Annotated in this window: 23 protein-coding genes and 1 tRNA gene; 23 read left to right on the top strand and 1 reads right to left on the bottom strand. The window is 44.2% G+C overall.

The window, feature by feature from the left end; genetic code table 11:
- Positions 1 to 55 precede the first annotated feature (55 nt).
- From I6E26_RS01775 to I6E26_RS01750, 6 genes are all read left to right on the top strand, one after another.
- Entirely contained in the window at positions 56 to 1,723 is a 1,668-nt protein-coding gene (locus tag I6E26_RS01775; protein WP_235320119.1) for a 2-isopropylmalate synthase, read from the top strand.
- Positions 1,724 to 1,876: 153 nt separating this feature from the next.
- A complete protein-coding gene (rny, locus tag I6E26_RS01770; protein WP_419179897.1) occupies positions 1,877 to 3,466 on the top strand; it encodes a ribonuclease Y in 1,590 nt (529 codons plus the stop codon).
- Between the two features lie 103 nt (positions 3,467 to 3,569).
- On the top strand, positions 3,570 to 4,079 hold the full coding sequence (locus I6E26_RS01765; protein ID WP_235320118.1) for a hypothetical protein: 510 nt from the start codon (positions 3,570 to 3,572) through the stop codon (positions 4,077 to 4,079).
- A gap of 13 nt (positions 4,080 to 4,092) precedes the next feature.
- Entirely contained in the window at positions 4,093 to 4,869 is a 777-nt protein-coding gene (locus I6E26_RS01760) for a TIGR00282 family metallophosphoesterase (RefSeq protein WP_235320117.1), read from the top strand.
- 92 nt (positions 4,870 to 4,961) lie between these two features.
- Positions 4,962 to 5,789 (top strand): PHP domain-containing protein, encoded by an 828-nt coding sequence (locus I6E26_RS01755; protein ID WP_235320116.1) that lies wholly within the window; start codon positions 4,962 to 4,964, stop codon positions 5,787 to 5,789.
- A gap of 70 nt (positions 5,790 to 5,859) precedes the next feature.
- The gene (locus I6E26_RS01750) at positions 5,860 to 6,726 is read left to right on the top strand and encodes an Asp23/Gls24 family envelope stress response protein (protein ID WP_235320115.1); all 867 of its coding nucleotides are present in this window, start codon (positions 5,860 to 5,862) and stop codon (positions 6,724 to 6,726) included.
- A gap of 105 nt (positions 6,727 to 6,831) precedes the next feature.
- Here I6E26_RS01750 and I6E26_RS01745 read toward each other — a convergent pair.
- Positions 6,832 to 6,907, bottom strand: a tRNA-Gln gene (locus I6E26_RS01745).
- Between the two features lie 165 nt (positions 6,908 to 7,072).
- Here I6E26_RS01745 and I6E26_RS01740 point away from each other — a divergent pair.
- From I6E26_RS01740 to I6E26_RS01660, 17 genes are all read left to right on the top strand, one after another.
- On the top strand, positions 7,073 to 7,474 hold the full coding sequence (locus I6E26_RS01740; RefSeq protein ID WP_235320114.1) for a bacteriohemerythrin: 402 nt from the start codon (positions 7,073 to 7,075) through the stop codon (positions 7,472 to 7,474).
- Positions 7,475 to 7,665: 191 nt separating this feature from the next.
- The gene (locus I6E26_RS01735) at positions 7,666 to 8,568 is read left to right on the top strand and encodes a Rossmann-like and DUF2520 domain-containing protein (RefSeq protein ID WP_235320113.1); all 903 of its coding nucleotides are present in this window, start codon (positions 7,666 to 7,668) and stop codon (positions 8,566 to 8,568) included.
- A 30-nt stretch (positions 8,569 to 8,598) separates the two neighbouring features.
- Positions 8,599 to 9,426: a 3-methyl-2-oxobutanoate hydroxymethyltransferase gene (panB, locus tag I6E26_RS01730; RefSeq protein WP_235320112.1), complete on the top strand. Its 828-nt coding sequence runs from the start codon at positions 8,599 to 8,601 to the stop codon at positions 9,424 to 9,426.
- A gap of 66 nt (positions 9,427 to 9,492) precedes the next feature.
- On the top strand, positions 9,493 to 10,050 hold the full coding sequence (gene rsmD / locus I6E26_RS01725; RefSeq protein ID WP_235320111.1) for a 16S rRNA (guanine(966)-N(2))-methyltransferase RsmD: 558 nt from the start codon (positions 9,493 to 9,495) through the stop codon (positions 10,048 to 10,050).
- 6 nt (positions 10,051 to 10,056) lie between these two features.
- Positions 10,057 to 10,530 (top strand): pantetheine-phosphate adenylyltransferase, encoded by a 474-nt coding sequence (coaD, locus tag I6E26_RS01720; protein ID WP_235320110.1) that lies wholly within the window; start codon positions 10,057 to 10,059, stop codon positions 10,528 to 10,530.
- Between the two features lie 26 nt (positions 10,531 to 10,556).
- On the top strand, positions 10,557 to 11,195 hold the full coding sequence (locus I6E26_RS01715; protein ID WP_235320109.1) for a hypothetical protein: 639 nt from the start codon (positions 10,557 to 10,559) through the stop codon (positions 11,193 to 11,195).
- A 199-nt stretch (positions 11,196 to 11,394) separates the two neighbouring features.
- Positions 11,395 to 11,841: a CtsR family transcriptional regulator gene (locus I6E26_RS01710; protein ID WP_235320108.1), complete on the top strand. Its 447-nt coding sequence runs from the start codon at positions 11,395 to 11,397 to the stop codon at positions 11,839 to 11,841.
- A 46-nt stretch (positions 11,842 to 11,887) separates the two neighbouring features.
- Complete coding sequence (locus I6E26_RS01705) at positions 11,888 to 12,028, top strand: hypothetical protein (RefSeq protein WP_235320107.1); 141 nt, start codon at positions 11,888 to 11,890, stop codon at positions 12,026 to 12,028.
- A 6-nt stretch (positions 12,029 to 12,034) separates the two neighbouring features.
- On the top strand, positions 12,035 to 13,417 hold the full coding sequence (gene radA / locus I6E26_RS01700; protein WP_235320106.1) for a DNA repair protein RadA: 1,383 nt from the start codon (positions 12,035 to 12,037) through the stop codon (positions 13,415 to 13,417).
- Positions 13,418 to 13,531: 114 nt separating this feature from the next.
- Complete coding sequence (locus I6E26_RS01695) at positions 13,532 to 14,026, top strand: CarD family transcriptional regulator (protein ID WP_235320105.1); 495 nt, start codon at positions 13,532 to 13,534, stop codon at positions 14,024 to 14,026.
- Positions 14,027 to 14,202: 176 nt separating this feature from the next.
- On the top strand, positions 14,203 to 15,393 hold the full coding sequence (locus I6E26_RS01690; RefSeq protein WP_235320104.1) for a PIN/TRAM domain-containing protein: 1,191 nt from the start codon (positions 14,203 to 14,205) through the stop codon (positions 15,391 to 15,393).
- Between the two features lie 371 nt (positions 15,394 to 15,764).
- Positions 15,765 to 15,956 (top strand): YdbC family protein, encoded by a 192-nt coding sequence (locus tag I6E26_RS01685; RefSeq protein WP_235320103.1) that lies wholly within the window; start codon positions 15,765 to 15,767, stop codon positions 15,954 to 15,956.
- 209 nt (positions 15,957 to 16,165) lie between these two features.
- Entirely contained in the window at positions 16,166 to 16,942 is a 777-nt protein-coding gene (gene ispD, locus I6E26_RS01680) for a 2-C-methyl-D-erythritol 4-phosphate cytidylyltransferase (RefSeq protein ID WP_235320102.1), read from the top strand.
- Positions 16,943 to 16,961: 19 nt separating this feature from the next.
- Positions 16,962 to 17,435 (top strand): 2-C-methyl-D-erythritol 2,4-cyclodiphosphate synthase, encoded by a 474-nt coding sequence (gene ispF / locus I6E26_RS01675; RefSeq protein WP_235320101.1) that lies wholly within the window; start codon positions 16,962 to 16,964, stop codon positions 17,433 to 17,435.
- A 431-nt stretch (positions 17,436 to 17,866) separates the two neighbouring features.
- The gene (cysE, locus tag I6E26_RS01670; RefSeq protein ID WP_235320100.1) at positions 17,867 to 18,616 is read left to right on the top strand and encodes a serine O-acetyltransferase; all 750 of its coding nucleotides are present in this window, start codon (positions 17,867 to 17,869) and stop codon (positions 18,614 to 18,616) included.
- Positions 18,609 to 20,054: a cysteine--tRNA ligase gene (gene cysS / locus I6E26_RS01665; RefSeq protein ID WP_235320099.1), complete on the top strand. Its 1,446-nt coding sequence runs from the start codon at positions 18,609 to 18,611 to the stop codon at positions 20,052 to 20,054. Before cysE ends, cysS begins: the two co-directional genes overlap by 8 nt.
- A gap of 9 nt (positions 20,055 to 20,063) precedes the next feature.
- The gene (locus I6E26_RS01660) at positions 20,064 to 20,576 is read left to right on the top strand and encodes a Mini-ribonuclease 3 (protein WP_235320098.1); all 513 of its coding nucleotides are present in this window, start codon (positions 20,064 to 20,066) and stop codon (positions 20,574 to 20,576) included.
- Positions 20,577 to 20,629 lie beyond the last annotated feature (53 nt).

The raw sequence follows: 20,629 nt of genomic DNA, 5'->3' as shown, positions 1-20,629 counted from the left end.
TTGCCATCGTCTCCGTAGATAGTTTTTGCGTAATCAAGCAAGGGAGAGATTGATGATGGAAAATGTAAAAAAGTATCAGCCTGGTTATTTTATGCCCCCAACTATTGATATGAGCTGGGCTCAGAAGCAGTTCCCAGACAAGGCCCCAACCTGGTGCTCTGTTGACCTGCGAGATGGCAATCAGGCTCTGGTTATACCTATGAGTCTTGATGAGAAGATAGAGTTCTTCAAGATGCTGGTTAAGATTGGCTTCAAGGAGATTGAGGTTGGCTTCCCAGCAGCCTCTGAAACTGAATATACCTTCCTGCGCCGTTTGGTGGATGAAAATCTGATTCCAGATGATGTAACTGTTCAGGTATTGACTCAGGCTAGAGAGCATATTATAAAAAAGACCTTTGATGCTCTAAAGGGTGTTAAGAACGCCATTGTTCATGTATACAATTCCACCTCCTTTGCCCAGCGTCAGCAGGTATTCCGCAAGAACAAGGAAGAAATCAAGCAGATTGCCATTGATGGTGCCAAGCTTTTGCAGAAGCTCACTGAGGAGGCTGGAGCTAACTATCGCTTCGAGTATTCTCCAGAGAGCTTTACCGGTACTGAGCCAGAGTACGCTTTAGAGGTATGTAATGCCGTGCTGGATGTATGGAAGCCAACTCCAGACCGCAAGGCTATTATCAACATTCCTGTTACTGTGGAAATGTCCATGCCTCATATTTATGCCATGCAGGTAGCTTATATTTCCCAGAACCTGAAATATCGTGATGCGGTGGAGCTTTCCCTCCATCCTCATAATGATAGAGGCTGTGGCGTAGCTGATTCCGAGATGGGCCTGCTGGCTGGTGCTGACCGTATCGAGGGTACTCTCTTTGGTAATGGCGAGCGTACTGGTAATGCTGATATTGTAACCATTGCCATGAATATGTATGTATTAGGCGTAGATCCTAAGCTGGATTTCTCCAATATTCATGAGTTGGTGGAGCTTTATGAAAAGGTTACTAGAATGCATGTCCATGAGCGTCAGCCATATGCAGGTGCCCTGGTATTTGCAGCTTTCTCTGGTTCCCATCAGGATGCTATTGCCAAGGGCATGAAGTGGCGTGAGGAGCAGGATCCAGATCATTGGACTGTACCATATCTGCCAATAGATCCTCATGATGTAGGTCGTGAATATGAAGCAGATGTTATCCGCATCAATAGCCAGTCTGGCAAGGGCGGTGTAGCCTATATTATGGAGCAGAAATATGGTATTTCCATGCCAAAGAAGATGCGGGAGGATTTCGGCTACTGTGTTAAGGATGTATCCGACCACAAGCATAAGGAACTGCTGGGAGATGAAATCTATCAGATATTCCATGATAATTATGTAAATGTTTCTACTCCGTATAACCTCATTGATTTCAGCTTGAAAAAGGAAGTAGATGGCACTCGCTCCGGCTATGTGGAGCTGGAAATCAACGGCAAGCCAACTGTATTTAAGGCCAAGGGTAATGGTCGTCTGGATGCTATTAGCAATGCTATTCAGGAAAACACTGATGTAAGATATACAGATTTGACCTATAGCGAGCACGCTCTGGAAATTGGTTCCACCTCTCGTGCTATGGCCTATATTGGTGTAACTGGCACAGATGGCAAGATTACCTGGGGTGCTGGTATGGATACAGATATTATTACCGCTTCCGTGATGGCTCTCTTTAGTGCTATTAACCGTATGGTAAAGAAATAATAAGCTTTGATAGATAACATTCTCTTGTCAGTTGGCAGGGGAATGTTATTTTATTTAGGGAATGACTATGCATAGTGGAATATATTCCCTTGACTTTACGACGGATAATTCGTAAAATATAATGGTATGGTTGTATGAGAATACAGCTGATGAATGATAATAAACGCCATGAAATGGCAGAATAATAAAAGAAGGAGGTGTGTTATTATCATTGAGATTATACTTGCAGCAATTGCCGCTTTGACAGTAGGTGGTGCCGGAGGCTATATGATGCGCAAGCAGACTGCCGAAAAGCAGATTGGTTCTGCTGAGGAAGAAGCTCGTCGTATTGTGAAGGCTGCTGAGTCCAAGGGCGAGGCTGCAAAAAAGGAAAAGCTATTAGAAGCAAAGGAAGATGTACATCGTCTTCGTCAGGAATTAGATCGTGAAACCCGTGACCGCCGTAATGAATTGCAGCGTCAGGAGCGCCGTCTGGTGTCCAAGGAGGAGAATCTGGACCGGAAACTGGATTCTTTGGAGAAAAAGGAAGAAAACCTTGCCTTCAAGGAAGCAAAGCTGGAAAAGAGCCAGGCTGCTATTGATGAGCTTCACGAGAAGCAGAAGGCTGAGCTGGAGCGTATTTCCAATTTGACCACTGAAGAAGCCAAGACTATGCTGTTAGCTGAAATTGATGAGGAGCTGCAGCATGAGAAGGCAATGAAAATCAAGGAATATGAGCAGCAAGTTAAGGATGAGGCTGACAAAAAGGCTAGAAATATTATTTCTATGGCTATTCAGCGTTGTGCTGCTGACCATGTAGCAGAAACTACTGTATCTGTAGTTGCTCTGCCTAACGATGAAATGAAGGGCAGAATCATTGGTCGTGAGGGCCGTAATATTCGGGCTCTGGAAACCATGACAGGTATTGACCTGATTATTGATGATACTCCAGAGGCTGTTATTCTCTCCGGCTTTGATCCTGTACGCCGTGAGGTGGCCAGAATTGCCTTGGAGAAGCTGATTGCTGATGGCCGTATTCATCCTACCAGCATTGAGGAAATGGTGAAGAAGGCTCGTCGCGAAGTGGATCAGCGCATCAAGGAGGCTGGTGAGCAGGCTACTTTTGATACCGGTGTTCATGGCCTTCATCCAGAGCTGATTAAGCTGTTGGGCCGTTTGAGATATCGTACCAGCTATGGTCAGAATGTATTGAATCACTCTGTAGAGGTATCCCATTTGGCAGGTATGATGGCTGCTGAGTTGGGCGTAGATGTTATGCTGGCCAAGCGTGCCGGACTCATTCATGATATTGGTAAATCCATTGACAACGAGGTTGAGGGTACTCATGTAACCATCGGTGCAGATATTGCCAAGAAGTATCGTGAGTCCAAGGATGTTATCAATGCTATTATGGCCCATCATGGGGATGCGGAGCCAAATACTGTGGAAGCAGTATTGGTGGCAGCAGCTGATGCTGTATCCGCTGCTCGTCCTGGTGCCCGTCGCGAAAGCCTGGAGTCCTATTTGAAGCGTCTTACCCGTTTGGAGGAGATTGCTGAGGGCTTTAGCGGTGTAGAGCGTTGCTTTGCTATTCAGGCAGGTCGTGAGATTCGAGTTATGGTTAAGCCTGACAAGGTTGATGATGCAGGTGCTGTTATTCTGGCACACGATATTGTCAAGAAGATTGAGTCTGAGCTGGAGTATCCAGGTCAGATTAAGGCCACTATTATTCGTGAAACCCGCGTAGTTGATTACGCAAAATAATTTTGACAAATAAATTGGGCTGTCGTCCTGGGGCGGCAGCCTGTTTTTTTTAAGACACTGGGCAAAAATTCTCTCATAATATCTGTGAGAGGAGGTACCAATTATGAAATTTAAGAAAAATCGTAAAACCACTAGTGAGGCATCTATGGACAGCATCCAGCTGGTAGCCTCCCTGCTGATTTGCTTCCCAGAAATGGGGAAGGTTACATTGGACAGCAAAGAGGAGGGAATATGGCTGGATTTTACCCTGAGTCAGAAGCCCTCTGAGGAGAGGATGACCAAGGTAAATCAACTGTTGACAGACAGCTTGAGACTTTATCATGAGCTTGAAGGAATACAGGGAGCCAGAATGGCTTTCTTTTATGAAACAAGAGCCTTGCATATATTTAGAGATCTGGACAGCCTTACCAAGACCGAAATAGACATGCTGGTTACCTTGGTAAGAGAAAATTTTGCCGATTTGCTTCTGACAGATGGAGTGAGAAATCTGGATGAAGATGCTGTAGAGGCTCAGTCTGAAATGATAGATTATCGTATTCGTTTCCTGCGGGAAAATCACATTGGGGAAAATATGGTAGGCATCCGTGAGGAAGGGCGGGTTATGGTATATTGACAAGGAGATTAGGATGAAGATTATGCTTGTAGGCGATGTGGTAGGACGTACTGGCCGCAAAGCCTTTGATAGATATACAAAAGAACTGCGTCAAAAATATAATGTGGACATGGTTATTGTGAATGGCGAAAATTCTGCTGGTGGCAAGGGAATCAGCCGCAAATCTATGGATGAGTTGTTGCGGGGAGGAGCCGATGTTATTACCTCTGGCAATCATATATGGGATAATCGAGAGGTATATGGCTTTATTGACCAAGAGCCTTATCTGGTACGACCTGCCAACTATCCACAGGGAGCGCCAGGGAAGGGCTGGTGTATTTATCCTTTCCGCAGCGCCAACGTGGCTGTAATCAACCTTTCTGGCCGGGCCTTTATGCCGGATATGGATTGTCCTTTCCAGAAAATTGAGGATATTTTGTCGGAAATCGGCAATGAGGCAGATATTTTTGTTTTGGATTTCCATGCAGAGACTACCTCAGAGAAAATGGCTATGGGCTTTTATCTGGATGGCAGGGTGCAGGCGGTAGTTGGCACTCATACTCATATTCAGACTTCTGATGCCAGAATATTGCCTAAGGGTACCGGCTATATTACAGATTTGGGTATGGTAGGCCCTTGGCATTCCGTACTGGGGGTAGAGCCAGAGATTATTATTAAGAAGTTTACCACCTGTATGCCAGCCCGATTTAATGTGGCAGAGGGGCCGGCTGTGTATTCTGCTGTAGTAATGGATATTGATACTGCCACTAAAAAAACAGTGAATATAGAGCGTATTTTTATTACAGAATAAATATATTTATGAATAAAGCAGGATTTTTTGGTTTTTTGGCGAATAAGTAGTGAGTGTAAAATATATTTTTCCTTGTTAGCGAGGTATGATTAATGTCAAGCGATTTGCATATGCACACCAGCTGTTCTGATGGTTTGTTAACGCCGGAGGAGCTGGTTCAGGCAGCGAAAGAAGCAGGTCTTAATTTTATAGCAATTACTGATCATGATACAGTAGATGGACTTTGTCAGCTGTATGAAACAGGACTGTATCCTAATGCAGGTATCAAAATTATTCCTGGTATAGAATTTAGTGCCCATCATGATACCAGCGAGATTCATATTCTTGGTTATAATGTTGATATTTATAATAGGGAATTGGTGGAGCGGTTAAACGATGTGGTAGAAGCCCGGTGGATGAGATTTTCTACTATGGTGGAAAAGCTGCAGAATTTGGGTTATGATATATCTGAGACAGATGTATTGGAGATTGCCGATGGCAGTACCTCCATTAGCCGTTCTCATATTGCTCAGGTTATGGTGCGGAAGGGATATTGTGCCAGTGTCAAGGATACCTTTGAGCAGTTGCTGGAAAAGGGCAAGCCTGCCTATGTGTCTCATTATCGTTTGGAGGCAGAGGAAATCATTGATTTGATAAAGAATAGCGGTGGTACGCCGGTGTTGGCCCATCCTAAGCTGATACATAATGATGCTTTGGTGGAGGAGCTGTTGAAAAACGGTATTGAGGGCATTGAAGCTATTTATCCTAAGCATGATGAGGAGGATACCAAGCGGTATCTGGAGCTGGCAGAAAAATATCATTTGCTGGTAACTGGCGGCTCTGATTTTCACGGCATACCAGGCAGATGGCCTCGGCAGATAGGAGAATTTGTAGTAGAGGATTGCTATGCTGAGGAACTATACAGAGAGCCTGAGCTATAAAGGGGTTCTTCTAGCAAGATGCTGCAAATAGACAAGATTGGATTTCTGGATATAGAAAATGGAGGGTACTATGGAGGTTATAGCTTTAGTGGGGCCAAGTGGCACCGGAAAAAGTCATCGTGCTCTTTTGGTTGCCCATAACAACCAGGCAGATGCCATTATTGATGATGGCCTGCTGATAAAGGACGGCAAAATAATTGCCGGTAAATCTGCCAAGCGGGAGCAGAATAAGGTACTGGCTGTGAAGCGAGCTATCTTTGTGCTGCCAGGTCATGCAGAGGAAGTACGCAAAGCAATTGAAGAAACTAAGCCCGTGCGGATTCTTATTCTGGGTACATCCGAGAATATGGCACGAAAAATAGCCAAAGCGCTGAAACTGCCAGAGATTTCCCATTTTGTGCATATTGAGGAAATTGCTACTCAGTCTGAAATGGAGAAGGCTCGCTTCCATAGATTGCGGGAGGGCAAGCATATTATTCCTGTACCAACCATCGAATTGAAGCCACATTTTTCTGGTTATCTGGTAGATCCTATAAACTCTTTCTTGAAGAAGAAGCGAGGAGATGGGGATAGACGGCGGACTCTAGGAGAAAAATCCATTGTACGTCCCGTATTCAGCTATTATGGCAAGCTGATTATTGATGACTGGGCCTTGAAGGCTATTGTTCGCAAGCTGCTGGTAGACGGAGAGAATATTACCAAGGTAGCTGATGTAAAGATAGAGCATGTCTACAAAGGGGATGGGGAAGTAGGTTTTGAATCAGCTGGTATCGTTATTGGCTGTGAGGTAGTTATTACCTACGGCAAGCATATTCCTACTTTGGTACAGAAGCTGCAGACTCAGGTTCGCAAGGATGTGGAGTATATGACAGGCATGGTGGTTAAGAAGGTTAATATTACCATTAAGGCCTTGTTTGTTCAGCCTAAGCGGTTCTAAAATAGAATAATATATTTTAGGGGAGTATTTCTGGTTTGTGCTGGGAGTGCTCCCTGTTTTCTTGGACACAAAAAAACCGCTTCCAAAGAAGCGGTTAATACTCAATGGCAGGGGTAGCAGGACTCGAACCTACGAATGCTGGATTCAGAATCCAGTGCCTTACCAACTTGGCGATACCCCTATATGAAGTTCCGTTGCTCAATCACAACAATGAATATTATACAGATAAGATGAGAGGATGTCAAGGAAATTTTTTGAAAAAATGTTTACCAGAATAATGGATTTTTGCTCAAATTTGTGTATAATAAGGGTATGAAGATATAAATCTGATTGGGGAGGTTTTTTTATGAAATACGAATTTACAGAAGAATATCATACTGGCATTCCCATGATTGATGAAGAGCATGCCAAGCTTTTTGAAATTGCCAATAGAGCCTATGAATTGCTGACAAATCAGTTCAAGATGGACAAATATGATGAAATTGCAGATGTTCTTGAGGAACTGAAGGATTATACCAAGTACCATTTTGGTCATGAAGAAGAGTATATGAAGAGCATAAACTATGGCAAGCGATTTAGCCAGATGCATCAGCATACCCAGTTTATCGAAAAGTTGGAATCCTATGATTTAAAGAATATTGATGAAAATCAGCAGGCAGGTCTCTTGGAGATTATTGATTTTCTGGCTGTATGGCTTCAGGGCCATATTAAGGGTATGGATAAGCGCATTCCTAAGGTAGAAGCATAATTTTTCTGGAAACATCTCTATGTACTATGCATGGGGGTGTTTTTTCTTGTTTGCCTTGTACTTTACTTTTGCAATAGTATGTGTTAATATGACAACGATGGACGGTATTCATTACAGCCTTGGCTGTGCAGGAACTGTACTATCTTTTTCTTGAATCGCCAATTCATCCGGGTATGAAGGTGGTGATATATATGAAAATTGGTTTTATTGGAGCAGGCAGGGTAGGTTTTACCCTAGGCAAGTATTTTTGTGAACATGGTGTAGAAGTTGCAGGTTACTATAGCCGCAATATTCAATCTGCCCAGGAGGCAGCGGAGTTCACCAACAGCCGGGTTTATGATGTACCAGCAAAGCTGCTGGAGGCTTGTGATATATTGTTTTTGACTGTTCCGGATGGAATAATTCCTCAGATATATAGGGAATTGTGCCAAGAATCGATTCGAGGGAAGATACTGTGTCACGCTAGCGGTGCTGCAGCTGCCGGTGAGACTTTTCCTGATATAGAGGCTCGGGGAGCCTGTGGATACTCAGTTCATCCGTTATTTGCTGTAAGTGATAAATATCACTCCTACAGGGAATTAACGGATGTTTTTTTTGCCTTAGAGGGAACAGCTTCCAGGCTGGATGATATGCTGAAATGGCTAAGAAGTACAGGCCTTAAGGTGCAGGTTATTGATTCTAAATGCAAGCCCAAGTATCATGCTGCAGCTTCCATTGTCAGCAATCAGGTAGTAGCTCTTTTTGCTGAGGCTCAGGCTATGCTGATGGAATGTGGGTTTCAGCCAGAAACAGCTATGGATGCTTTGAAGAAGATTTTTCTGGGTAATGCCAAGCATGTGGCTCAGGTAGGGCCTGTTAAGGCACTGACAGGACCAGTACAGCGAGGAGATGTTTCCACAGTGGCCAAGCACTTATCTGTGCTGGAAAAGCCAAAGGATAGACTGCTGTACCTGCTTTTGTCAGAAAGACTGATGGAAGTTGCTAAAAAGGGCAAAGCTGATTATCAGGAAAAAGCCATGAGAGATTTGCTGGATAACAGCTATAGCCAATTATTGGCAGAGGAATATAGCAGACTCAAAGGGTATAGAAATTGAGTCGATTTTGATAAGAAAGGAAGATATATTATGAAGAATACAGTAGCAACCTTTTTGAAGATGAAGCAGCAGGGTGAGAAGATTTCCATGCTTACCTGCTATGATTACTCCACCGCCAAGCTGGAGGAGGAAGCTGGTATTAATGGTATTCTGGTAGGGGACTCTCTGGGAAATGTTATGTTGGGACTGCCTGATACCATTTCCGTTACTATGGAGGATATGATTACCTTTGGCCATGCTGTAGCCAGAGCTTGTCATAATACTATGGTGGTTATTGATATGCCATTTATGTCTTATCAGGTGTCTGTAGAGCAGGCCGTAATGAATGCAGGCCGTTTGATGAAGGAAGGCCGGGCCAATGCTGTTAAGCTAGAAGGAGGCGCTGCAGTATGTCCTCAGATTAAGGCTATTACAGATGCAGGTATTCCTGTTATGGCACATTTGGGCCTTACTCCTCAGTCTGTTAACGCATTAGGTGGCAATCGTGTTCAGGGTAAAACCGAGGCCGGTGCTCAGAAACTGATTGAGGATGCTTTGGCTATTCAGGAGGCTGGTGCTTTTGCCGTGGTTCTGGAATGTATTCCTGCCAAGCTGGCGGATATGATTACCAAGAAGCTGGATATTCCTACCATCGGTATTGGTGCGGGAGCTGGCTGTGACGGACAGATTTTGGTTTATCAGGATATGTTGGGGCTGTTTAGCGAATATACACCAAAATTTGTGAAGCACTTTGCAGAGCTGGGGGGAGCTATGAAGGAAGCCTTCCAGGCCTATGATAGAGAGGTTAAGGCTGGCAGCTATCCTGCTCCCGAGCATACCTTTAAGATTGATGATGATGTCTTAGAAAAATTGTATTAATTTTCTATTCACCATTAGCTTCAAATATGTTAAAATAGAGTGTGAAATTTAAATTTGAGGTTGATTATGCGTATTATTACAGGCTCGGCCAAGGGCTGCAATTTGAAAACTCCCAAGGGAATGAGTACCCGTCCTACATCTGACCGGGTAAAAGAATCCCTATTTAGTATTCTAGGCAGTGATGCCTGCGGCAGAGTGCTGGATATTTTTGCTGGTACTGGAGGTTTGGGGCTGGAGGCTCTAAGCAGGGGAGCGGATAGCTGTACCTTTATAGACAAGGCTACCACAGAGATTATTGCGGATAACGCCAAGCATACCCGCTTGGCAGATAAGTGCCAGATTCTCAAAGGAGATGTTTTTGCCCAGCTTCGCAGATTGGAGACGGCAGGCCAGCAATTTGACCTGGTATTCTGTGATCCACCCTATCATCAGGGATTGGCCCACAGGGCTTTGGAGCAGTTGGAGAATAGCCAATTGCTGGCTCCAGATGCCATTGTGATCATGGAGTACGGCGGCGATGAGCCGGAATTGCCAGCTACCACTAGTCTGCAACTGGTCAAAAAGCAGCAATATGGCAAAACAACTCAGATAAATTTTTATCATCTGCCTGTAGAGGAAGGTTGATTGCATATGAAAAGAGCCATCTGTCCGGGCAGCTTTGATCCGGTTACCCTTGGACATATTGATATATTTCAGAGAGCTTCCCATATTTTTGATGAGGTTTATATAGGGGTTTTTAACAATATCCGCAAGAAGCCTCTTTTGTCTGTGGAGGAGCGTATTGACCTGCTGGCGCAGGCCACAGATCATCTTGATAATATCAAAGTAATCTCCTTTGACGGCCTGTTGGCTGATTATATGATCAAGGAAGATATTCAGGTGATAGTTCGGGGCCTTCGCTCAGTAACAGATTATGAATATGAGCAGGGGCAGGCTCAGATTATCAAGGCCATGCATCCGGAGCTGGATACCATGTTCCTGTTAGGGAAGCCGGAGTACAATAGCTTTAGTTCCTCTGTGGTGCGGGAGATTATCAGATTTGGCGGGAATTGTTCCAAACTGGTACCTCACAATGTATATAGATATTTGAAGAGTAGAATTTGATTTTAGAATAAAGGGTGGTATTATCTATGAATGAAGAAGCTATGCTGAAAATTGATGCGGCAATAGACGAAATTGAGAATTATGTGTCTGGGGCACATAGAGTTCCTCTTTTGGAAAAGGTACTGGTCAAGGATGATGAGCTTTTTCATTTGATGGATAATCTTCGTAACGAGATTCCCCGGGAGGTAAGCGAGGCTCTGGAAGTGTGCCATCGCAGGGATGAAATTATTAGTGTGGCTCAGAATGAAGCAGACCAGATTATTGAAAGAGCCAATAAGGAAGCTCAGGAGATTATTGATAAGGCTAAGCTTTTTGCCCAGAAAACCGTGGATGAAAATGTCCTGGTAATTCAGGCCAAAGAGGAAGCTATGAATGTTAAGAATCAGACTGAGGAAAGTGTCAAGAAGCTTCAGGATGAGACGACTGCCTGGGTACAGCAGCAGAGAGAAGAAACCGATGCCTATGTGAAGCAGCAGCGGGAGGAAAACGAGGCTTATGTAAAGCAGCTGAAAGAAGATGCTGAGCGTTATGCTGTGCAGATGTTTGACCATGTACTGGCTAATATGAATTCTGCTATCAATGCCATTCACAACGATGTGGGCGGCGTAATGCAGGCTATGAATCAGGCCAAGGAGCAGATTCATTCTGCTAACAAAAAAGTATAACCAGGTGTCCTATGTTCCCAACCTCTAGGGGTGGGATGTTGTGCTAATACTAGGGAGAGTCATGATAATGCCATTTTGGGCAGATATCATGGCTCTTTTTCTTAAAAATAGAAAAAATGCTTGCTGAATGTCAAAATGTCAAATATAATATAAGTAAAGGTCAAATTGTCAAGCAAATTAAAAGAAACAGGGTGTTATTATGAGCAATATAGCAGATTTAATTGAAGATTATATTTTGACCAGATTGGCGGAACAGCAGACAGGGCAGGTGGAACTTCGTCGGACAGATATAGCCGATGAAATTTCCTGTGCCCCCTCTCAGATTAGCTATGTGCTAAATACCAGATTTACCCATGACAAGGGGTTTTCTGTAGAATCCCGCCGTGGTTTGGGAGGCTTTATCAGAGTAGTACGGGTGCCTTTGAAGAATATTATTTATCAGGAAATGCTGGAGAAGCTGGACCAGGATACGGATTTTGTGGAAATCAAGGCCATGCTGCGTTATTTGATACAGCATGAAATGATTAGTACCAGAGAGTGTACTTTGCTTTTGCAGACTGCCAAGTCTGCCTATGAGAATATGCCTCCTGAGCCTAGAACCAAGCTGCTGCGGGCTTTGTTCAGCACCTTGGCGCAATTTTCCTGAAAAGAGCTTCCTAAGCCTTTATTAAAGAAAGGGACAGGTGTGGCAAATGGCAAAATACAACAGACTGGGACGGCAAAGCTTTTGGTATAGCCTTGGCAATTTTTTTCTGAATTTTGCCATTGCTGTAGTATGGCTGGGGAGATGGACTATCAAGCTTTTAAAGCAGTGCTGGCGGAAATGGAGATAAAAAAGCATGGCAAAGAAAAAGACAATGTATGTATGCCAGAACTGTGGCTATGATACTCCCAAATGGCTGGGGAAATGTCCCGGCTGTGGTCAGTGGAATACCTTGGTGGAGGAGATTGTCAAGGAGGAACGGAATGTTTCTCGGGGATTGAATTTGGGGTTGTCCCAGTCCAGCACCCCCTGCCCTATCAGTGAGGTAACTGTGGAGGATTTGCCTAGAATGACCACAGGCTCTCAGGAGCTGGACAGGGTACTGGGAGGGGGGATTATTCCCGGCTCTATGGTATTGATTGTAGGTGATCCAGGTATTGGCAAATCCAGTCTTACCTTGAAGGTGTGTGCCAATGAAGCGGCTCTAGGGAAAAAGGTTCTCTATGTAACTGGTGAGGAAAGTGTTCGTCAGGTGAGAATGCGAGCCGATAGACTGGAGGCTGTTCACAATGATTTGCTGGTGGTAAGCGAAACCAATCTGGAAAACATTGAGCACCATGTAGAGAAGCTAAAGCCTGATTTGCTGGTGGTGGATTCCATTCAGACCATTTTTCGGCCAGATATTCAAAGTGCTCCCGGCAGTGTCAGCCAGGTACGGGAATGTGCGGTAGAAATTCTGCGGGTAGCCAAAACCAATGGTATTGCTGCCTTTGTGGTGGGACATGTAACCAAGGACGGCACCTTGGCTGGACCTAGAGTTTTGGAGCATATTGTGGATACGGTTTTGTATTTTGAAGGCGGCAGCAATTCAGAATACAGATTGTTGCGGGCGGTGAAAAATCGTTTTGGCAGTACCAATGAAATCGGTATTTTCGAAATGAGGGAAACAGGCCTGATAGATGTACCAGATGCCTCCAAATTGTTTTTGTCTGAGCGGACTGATGAGGCAGGCAGTATTATTGTGCCTACTTTGGAGGGAACCAGGCCTCTGCTGGTGGAGGTGCAGGCTCTGGTGGCTCAGACTCCCTATGTGCCTCCTAGACGAACTTCGGATTCTGTGGACATCAAGAGATTGCAGCTGTTGTTGGCGGTGTTGGAGAAAAGGGTTCATTTGGCCATTGGTGCCTGTGATGTTTTTGTCAAGGTTGCTGGTGGTATTCGCATAGATGAGCCGGCAGCAGACTTGGGAATTTGTGTGGCTATGGCCTCCAGCTTTGCTAACCGCCGCTTACGGCCTCAGACTATAGTTTTTGGAGAGGTGGGGCTGTCTGGAGAAGTCCGGGCGGTAAGCCAGGCAGAGGGCAGACTTAGAGAGGCCGCCAGATTGGGCTTTACCAGTGCTGTACTGCCAAGAAAGAACTATGAACAACTAAAGGGAGAAAAGGCTTTGACTGGCATGAAGCTGTATGGCGCAGGTGATCTTACCGAAGCCTTGCGATATGCCATGCCTAGAGAATAACAGTTGAATTTAGATAATATATTGACATGATTCTATATATATGATAAAATTACTACTTTTCTTATGAATTAATTTGTGCTATAATTTAATTGTGTGGTTAATTGATAAGAGGGGGTGTGTTTGTTGCAGGTTGGTGATCAGGTGGTTTATCCTATGCACGGCGCAGGAGAAATCACAGGTATTGAAGAATGTGAGATTATGGGCACTGTAAAGCAGTATTTCATTCTCCAGCTGCCAATAGGCGGTATTAGGATTATGATTCCCACGGACAATACAGAGGGTATCGGCCTGAGGCAGATTTCCCCGCCAGAAACTATAGAGCAGGTGGCTGAGGTATTGCAGCAGCCTGGTGAGAAGCCTGTAGGCAGCTGGAACAAGAGATTCCATATTAATCTTAACAGATTGAAGTCTGGAGATATTCTGGAGGTGGCAGCGGTAATTCGCAACCTGATTCTTCAGGATAGGCGCAAGCGGATTTCCGGTGGCGAGAAGCGGCTTTTGGACCTGGCAAGACAGATTTTCCTCAGTGAGTTGTCTTATGCCTTGGCTGGCTCTGTGGAGCAGGCTGAGGAATGGCTGATGGAGCAGATTGATAAGAAGGATAATTAGTCTATAGTCTCTACAAAGAATATTGGCAGCCTGTTTGTGCGACAGGCTGTTTTTATGCTAATGGTTTGTCAAATAAACACTTTAACTGATTGTGGGACTAAAGGAGCAAATAGACAGTATACAGGATATTTTCATTCTGATACTATATATTTTACGTTGCAAAAGGAGGTGAAATAATGCTAATAAGAGTTATACGTTTCTTTGTTACTGTGTTGCTGGCAGTAATAGGTGGTGTGATACTGCATTTGGCTAGTCCTGTATTGACAGAGCTGATTAGTACCGAGGTACTAAAGACTGATATGGGACTGTACAAGCTGACTATGGCCAATGTTATCCTGATAGGCATCGGTATGGTTGTCGGTGGTATTGCAGGTTATCTGGTATCTCCATATTTTGTTGCCAAGCTGCAGAAATTTTCTATCTGGGTTGAAGGACAGCTCAGCAAGATGCCTTTGCAGGATGTTATTGCTGGCGTTGTTGGTTTGGCCATTGGACTTATAATTGCGAATTTGTTAGGTGGAACCTTTGTCAATATTCCTGTAATTGGTAACTATCTGCCAGTGCTGTTCAGCATTGTATTTGGTTATCTGGGCATTCATATTGTTGTACGCAAGCAAAAGGAAATTGGTGAGCTTTTTGGCAGAATGATGAAGCTGAAGAAAAAGCCAAGGGAAAAACTGGGGGAGGATGGCACTGTCCAGCCTGTAGCCCAGCCTGTTCCCGTGGCTCTGGCTATGCCAGCAGGAGGCTATGGCAGCTATGACAGTCTGGTAGGCTGTAAGCTGTTGGATACCAGCGTCATTATAGATGGCCGTATTGCAGATATTTGTGGTACAGGCTTTTTGGATGGCAAGTTGTTAATTCCTGTGTTTGTACTGGAAGAGCTGCAGCATATTGCAGATTCTGCAGATGCTTTGAAAAGAGTACGAGGCCGCAGAGGCTTGGATATTCTGCAAAAAATTCGCACAGAAAGTGGCTTGCAGGTAGAGATAATCAATCATGATTTTGAAGATATTACCGAGGTTGATTCCAAGCTGATACGTTTGGGCCAGCAGCTGGGAGGCAAGATTGTAACTAATGATTACAATCTGAATAAGGTTTCTGAGCTGCAGGGGGTGCCTGTATTGAACATTAATGATTTGTCCAATGCAGTAAAGCCGGTGGTTATTCCAGGCGAAAATATGCATGTAACAGTAGTCAAGGAAGGCAAGGAACAGGGACAGGGAATTGCCTATCTGGATGATGGCACCATGATTGTTATTGAGAATGGCCGCTATCATCTGAATAAAGCCATTGAGGTTGAGGTAACATCTGCTTTGCAGACCTCGGCTGGTAGAATGATTTTTGCCAAGCCTGTTGGTGAATAATATGTTTTTAGGGACATAATCCTTTTTGGGGTTATGTCCTTTTTGTTGTGTAAAAATTAGATTGACACTCCATATGTCTAAAGCTAAGGTGATAGGGCGTTTGGAGATAAATAAGCGTTCAACTTGCTAGCAAAAGGGATTGCAGATTTTAGGGGTATTTTATACATTATTTTATAAAGAAAAATGTCCTAAAAAACAATAATAATAAATTTAGAGCGATTTACAGGCGATATGTAACATGTTATATTATAACCATGAAATAAAGCTTAAAACATATTATTAGGAGGTAAAAGAAAATGGGGTTTAGGCCAATTGTAGGAGAAAGTGGGATTACTTATAATGTTGAAAAAAAGGAGGGGGTTATAAGCACCATGTCAAATGGTTGGAAAAAAGAACTGAACAAAGTTGCCTGGAATGATGGAGAGGCTAAGTTTGAAATTCGTTCCTGGTCCAAGGATCATCAGCGCATGGGGAAGGGAATCAGCTTTACGGAAGAGGAACTGGTTACTCTGGCTAATATTCTTGCCAAAATGGATTGCGTAAAAGGCAAAATCGTAGTTTAATCGTAGTTTATTGAAAGCTTTATTTTTAGAATATGGTGATATTTGCATACAGAGGATTGTCGCAAATTATCAACCATAAAAAGGGGCTGACATACTAAGAAATTAGTCGCCAGCCCCATATTTATTTTGTGTATCAGTGCTTCCTAGTGGACATAATCTTGAATCATTGGTAAAATCTAACTATATAGGAAGGGAGTTGTTGTGGGATTATGGTTAGTGTTATTTTTCCTGCTGCTGGTCGGGGGAAGAGAATGCAGGCTGGCATGAATAAGGTTTTTATGGAGTTGTCTGGGATTCCAATTTTGGTACGGACATTGCTGCGGTTTTCTGATTGCTCTCAGGTGGATAATCTGGTTGTGGTTGTAGGTGAGGGCGAGGTACAGTTTGTCAAAGGAATCCTAAAAAGGATTCCCAGCTTGAAGCCTTGGCAGGTAGTGGCTGGCGGCAGTGAGCGCCAGTATTCGGTGTGGAATGGTATTCAATCCATAGAAAATCCTTCTGATGATGATATTATTCTGGTGCATGATGCAGCCAGGCCTCTGATTTCCACAGAGGTTATACAGGAAACTATAAAAACAGCGAGAGAAAAAGGTGGGGCTATTGCCGCGGTGCCTGCCAAAAATACCATTAAAATCTGCAATGAAAAGCAGGAGGTACTGGAAACTCCAGATAGAAGCACCTTGTGGGAAGTTCAGACTCCCCAGGGGTTTCGTCGGGATATTCTGGTAAAGGCCAATGAACTGGCAGTAAAGGATGGTTTTTTGGGCACTGATGATGCCAGCTTGGTAGAGCGCTGCGGCTATCCTGTTTATATTGTAAATAGCGATTATCGCAATATCAAAATTACTACGCCAGAGGATATTGTAGTGGCCAAGGCCTTTTTGCATGAAACAGCCAAGGAAAATCCACAGGAAGAAAGCTTGGAAAATACCTTAAAGGCCTTTGTGGAGGAAATCAAGGTAAAGTTTCTGCGGGAAGATGATTGATAGATAGGGAGGCAAATTTATGACAAGATTTGGCATGGGCTATGATGTTCATCAGCTGGTGGAGAATCGCAAGCTGATTATTGGTGGTGTGGATATACCCTACGAAAAAGGTCTTTTAGGCCATTCTGATGCAGATGTGCTCTTGCACGCTATTTCAGATGCTTTGCTGGGAGCAGCAGCACTGGGAGATATAGGCAAACATTTTCCAGATACAGATCCTCGCTACAAGGGAGCAGACAGCTTAAAACTGCTGGAGGAGGTTGGCAATCTCTTGGCAGCAAAGGGCTATGTAGTAGGCAATGTGGATGCTACCATTGTGGCACAGAAGCCGAAGATGCTGCCTCATATTCCTCAGATGCGGGAAAACATAGCTAGAGTTCTCCGTGTGGATATAGACCAGATAAATGTAAAGGCCACTACAGAGGAGCATTTGGGCTTTACTGGCAGCGGTCAGGGTATCTCTTCTTATGCTGTAGCAGGAATTGAAAGGTAAAACAATTCTTCCACCTTGCATGAACATAAATTTTTTGATACAATACTAAATATCATATATTAAAGGCTGTGAACAGGCAGAGTACGTTGTACGAGCTGACAGAGAGGGTTCTCGGAGACAGCTTCTGGACTTGACTAATTCAAGATAGGAGATGTACAGGCTGTAAGGAATCTGAGCTACGATGAGGGAAAGTGCACCTGGGAGCTGCAGGGCTGAATTATTGCCAATTTGGCGGGAAGTTAGGCTCTGACGCAGGGATGCGTTAAAAACCATTGAGAAGCAGTTTTTCTAGGTTATGGTGGAATTTGCCAGACCAGTGTGGAAAATATTGCTGGAATTAGAGTGGAACCGCGACTGATAGCCGCCTCTTAGCTGAGGCGGTTTTTTGTTGTCAAAGGTTAGGAAACAGTGTGTATGGAGTTGGAGGCAAAATGTTTTTTAAAAGACTTAGAGCCCGTATCAAAAAAGATATTCGGGTAGTTTTCGAGCGAGACCCGGCAGCCCGCAGCGTTATTGAGGTCATTTGCTGTTATTCAGGACTTCATGCCATCTGGCTGCACCGCATATCCCATGCTCTGTATCTCAAGGGCTGGGTACTGCTGCCTAGATTGATTTCCAATCTGGGACGGTTCCTGACAGGTATTGAAATTCATCCTGGTGCCACCATTGGTGAGGGTTTGTTTATCGACCACGGCACAGGCATTGTTATTGGTGAAACTGCGGAGCTAGGGAAGAATGTTACCCTTTATCAGGGCGTTACTCTAGGTGGTACAGGCAAGGAGAAGGGCAAAAGACATCCTACCTTGGGGAACAATGTAGTTGTTGCTTCTGGTGCCAAGGTATTGGGCTCCTTTTCCGTAGGGGATCATGCCAAAATCGGAGCTGGTTCCGTGGTGCTTAAAGCTGTACCGGCCTATGCCACTGTTGTAGGTATTCCCGGCCGAGTCGTGGTAATGCATGGCAAAAGGGTAGGCGAGCCTGTCTATACTGATGAAATGATGAAGCTTTTAGACAATGATGAGGATGTACAGGAAATGGCAGATGAGCAGGATGTGGATTTGAATCATGATGAGCTGCCAGATCCAGTGCGGGATTTGATTACAGATTTGGCGGAAAAGCTGGACAAAATGGAAAAGCGCGTTAATGAGCTGGAAAAGGAATTGGAGGATAAAAATGCTTAAAGTATATAATACATTAACTAGAAAAAAACAGGAATTTGTACCTCAGGAGCCAGGCAAGGTAGGGATGTATGTCTGCGGTGTTACTCCCTATAATCACCCTCATATTGGCAATGCCCGTCCTTTTGTAACTTGGGATGTTATCAAGAGATATTTCCGCAAAAAGGGCTTTGAGGTTAAGCATATTCAGAATTTTACGGATATGGATGACAAGATTATCAAAGCTGCTAATACAGAGGGCGTGGATTGCTCCGTTATAAGTGAGCGTTATATCAAGAGTTATTTTGAGGCTATGGATAAGCTGAATGTGCAGAGAGCAGACCTTTATCCAAAGGTTACGGAGCATATTTCTGATATTATTGCTATGGTACAGAAGCTGATAGATAATGGCTATGCCTATGAGCTGGAAGGGGATGTGTACTTCAGCGTGGAAAAATTCCCTGAATATGGCAAGCTTAGCGGTCGTAAGCTGGAGGATATGCAGGCAGGAGCTAGAGTAGAGGTTGACCAGCGTAAAGCAAATCCTATGGATTTTGCCCTGTGGAAATCTGCCAAGCCAGGAGAGCCGTTCTGGGAAAGCCCTTGGGGTAAGGGCCGTCCAGGCTGGCATATTGAGTGCTCCACCATGTCTTTGAAGTATTTAGGGGAAACCTTTGACTTTCACGGTGGCGGCAGTGATTTGATTTTCCCACATCATGAAAATGAAATCGCTCAGTCTCAGTGCTGCTGTGGCAATTACCACAGCTTTGCCCAGTATTGGCTCCACAATGGCTTTATTACCATTGATAATGAGAAAATGAGCAAGTCTTTGAATAATTTCATTACTGTACCGGATATTTTGAAGCTGTATCCCGGGGAGGTTGTGCGCTTCTTTATTCTCCGCACTCATTATAGAAGTCCTTTGGATTTCAGCGAGGAGCGTATCAAGGAAGCTCAGGCTGGGTTACTGCGTTTGAAAACCGCCTACGACAACGGTCAGGAGCTGTTGGAGGCTAGAGAGGGCAATACAGAGAATGATGTTCTTTTGGCTGAAAATGCTCAAAAGGCTCTAGCTGATTTTTATGAGGCTATGGATGATGATTTCAATACAGCCCTGGCTATTGGCTATATGTTTACTTTGGCCAAGGAAATCAACACCTATGCCAATAGTGTCATTAATCACAAGGGTGATTTTGACAAGAAGCATTTCGGTCAGCTTATGGATGTTTACAATGAAATGGCTGAGGTTATTGGTATTTTTGAGGGCAGTCTGGAAATGCCTACTGAGGATGATGGAAAAGACGGAATTTCTCCAGAGGAAATTGAGGCTCTTATTGCAGAAAGAGCAGAGGCAAAGAAGGCCAAGAATTGGGCTAGAGCTGATGAAATCCGTGATGGCCTAAAGGCTCAAGGCATTATTCTGGAGGATTCTGCTGCTGGGACCAAATGGAAAAAGGCATAAGGTGCTGTTATGACCTTTGAACATTTTCAGAAGCTGGTAGATATGATGTTTGTGCCAGATGGCACAGGAGGCGCGTTGCAGCGTTATCAGGAGGTAAATCCTAGAACTCTGCATCCTTTGGTGCTAGCCTATATAGGGGATGCCTATTTCCATCTTTTTGTGCGGGGAAGGCTCCTTTCCTATGAGCAAAGCAAGGTGCAGGTGCTGAATCAGTTTAGTGCTCAGATAGTTTCTGCTATCTGGCAGGATAAGGCCTATCGAGCCATTGAGCCTATGCTGACAGAGGAGGAAATTGCTATTTACAAGCGGGGCAGGAATTGCCGCAGCCGTGTTAGCAAAAGTGCTTCTGTAGCTCAGTACCATTCCAGTACTGGCTTTGAGGCTTTGTTGGGCACACTTTATTTGCAGGAAAATAACCAACGGCTTTACGAAATTGCCGAAGCGGCTTTTCAGGCTATTTCCCAGGAAATGATGGCTCAGGTAAGTGCAAAACGCAATAACTCTCCTCGCAAGGAAAAATAAATTGTATGGCCGTCTGTCTTTCAAATTTTATTTTGCAGGCAGACGGTCTGATT

Origin of the sequence: Anaerovibrio lipolyticus, assembly GCF_021531495.1 — a bacterium.
Lineage (GTDB): Bacteria > Bacillota > Negativicutes > Selenomonadales > Selenomonadaceae > Anaerovibrio.
Note: the sequence above shows the minus strand (reverse complement) of the source record. Positions and strands in the feature narration are given on the sequence as shown.

Excerpts from the sequence above, each read along its gene's own strand:
- cysE (WP_235320100.1), top strand. The coding sequence starts at position 17,867 with ATGTTTTTTAAAAGACTTAGAGCCCGTATCAAAAAAGATATTCGGGTA.
- I6E26_RS01755 (WP_235320116.1), top strand. The coding sequence starts at position 4,962 with ATGTCAAGCGATTTGCATATGCACACCAGCTGTTCTGATGGTTTGTTA.
- I6E26_RS01715 (WP_235320109.1), top strand. The coding sequence starts at position 10,557 with ATGAATGAAGAAGCTATGCTGAAAATTGATGCGGCAATAGACGAAATT.
- I6E26_RS01765 (WP_235320118.1), top strand. The coding sequence starts at position 3,570 with ATGAAATTTAAGAAAAATCGTAAAACCACTAGTGAGGCATCTATGGAC.
- rsmD (WP_235320111.1), top strand. The coding sequence starts at position 9,493 with ATGCGTATTATTACAGGCTCGGCCAAGGGCTGCAATTTGAAAACTCCC.
- I6E26_RS01735 (WP_235320113.1), top strand. The coding sequence starts at position 7,666 with ATGAAAATTGGTTTTATTGGAGCAGGCAGGGTAGGTTTTACCCTAGGC.
- I6E26_RS01705 (WP_235320107.1), top strand. The coding sequence starts at position 11,888 with ATGGCAAAATACAACAGACTGGGACGGCAAAGCTTTTGGTATAGCCTT.
- I6E26_RS01750 (WP_235320115.1), top strand. The coding sequence starts at position 5,860 with ATGGAGGTTATAGCTTTAGTGGGGCCAAGTGGCACCGGAAAAAGTCAT.
- ispD (WP_235320102.1), top strand. The coding sequence starts at position 16,166 with ATGGTTAGTGTTATTTTTCCTGCTGCTGGTCGGGGGAAGAGAATGCAG.
- coaD (WP_235320110.1), top strand. The coding sequence starts at position 10,057 with ATGAAAAGAGCCATCTGTCCGGGCAGCTTTGATCCGGTTACCCTTGGA.
- I6E26_RS01710 (WP_235320108.1), top strand. The coding sequence starts at position 11,395 with ATGAGCAATATAGCAGATTTAATTGAAGATTATATTTTGACCAGATTG.
- I6E26_RS01740 (WP_235320114.1), top strand. The coding sequence starts at position 7,073 with ATGAAATACGAATTTACAGAAGAATATCATACTGGCATTCCCATGATT.
- ispF (WP_235320101.1), top strand. The coding sequence starts at position 16,962 with ATGACAAGATTTGGCATGGGCTATGATGTTCATCAGCTGGTGGAGAAT.
- rny (WP_419179897.1), top strand. The coding sequence starts at position 1,877 with ATGATAATAAACGCCATGAAATGGCAGAATAATAAAAGAAGGAGGTGT.
- I6E26_RS01775 (WP_235320119.1), top strand. The coding sequence starts at position 56 with ATGGAAAATGTAAAAAAGTATCAGCCTGGTTATTTTATGCCCCCAACT.
- I6E26_RS01660 (WP_235320098.1), top strand. The coding sequence starts at position 20,064 with ATGACCTTTGAACATTTTCAGAAGCTGGTAGATATGATGTTTGTGCCA.
- I6E26_RS01685 (WP_235320103.1), top strand. The coding sequence starts at position 15,765 with ATGTCAAATGGTTGGAAAAAAGAACTGAACAAAGTTGCCTGGAATGAT.
- panB (WP_235320112.1), top strand. The coding sequence starts at position 8,599 with ATGAAGAATACAGTAGCAACCTTTTTGAAGATGAAGCAGCAGGGTGAG.
- I6E26_RS01760 (WP_235320117.1), top strand. The coding sequence starts at position 4,093 with ATGAAGATTATGCTTGTAGGCGATGTGGTAGGACGTACTGGCCGCAAA.
- cysS (WP_235320099.1), top strand. The coding sequence starts at position 18,609 with ATGCTTAAAGTATATAATACATTAACTAGAAAAAAACAGGAATTTGTA.
- I6E26_RS01690 (WP_235320104.1), top strand. The coding sequence starts at position 14,203 with ATGCTAATAAGAGTTATACGTTTCTTTGTTACTGTGTTGCTGGCAGTA.
- radA (WP_235320106.1), top strand. The coding sequence starts at position 12,035 with ATGGCAAAGAAAAAGACAATGTATGTATGCCAGAACTGTGGCTATGAT.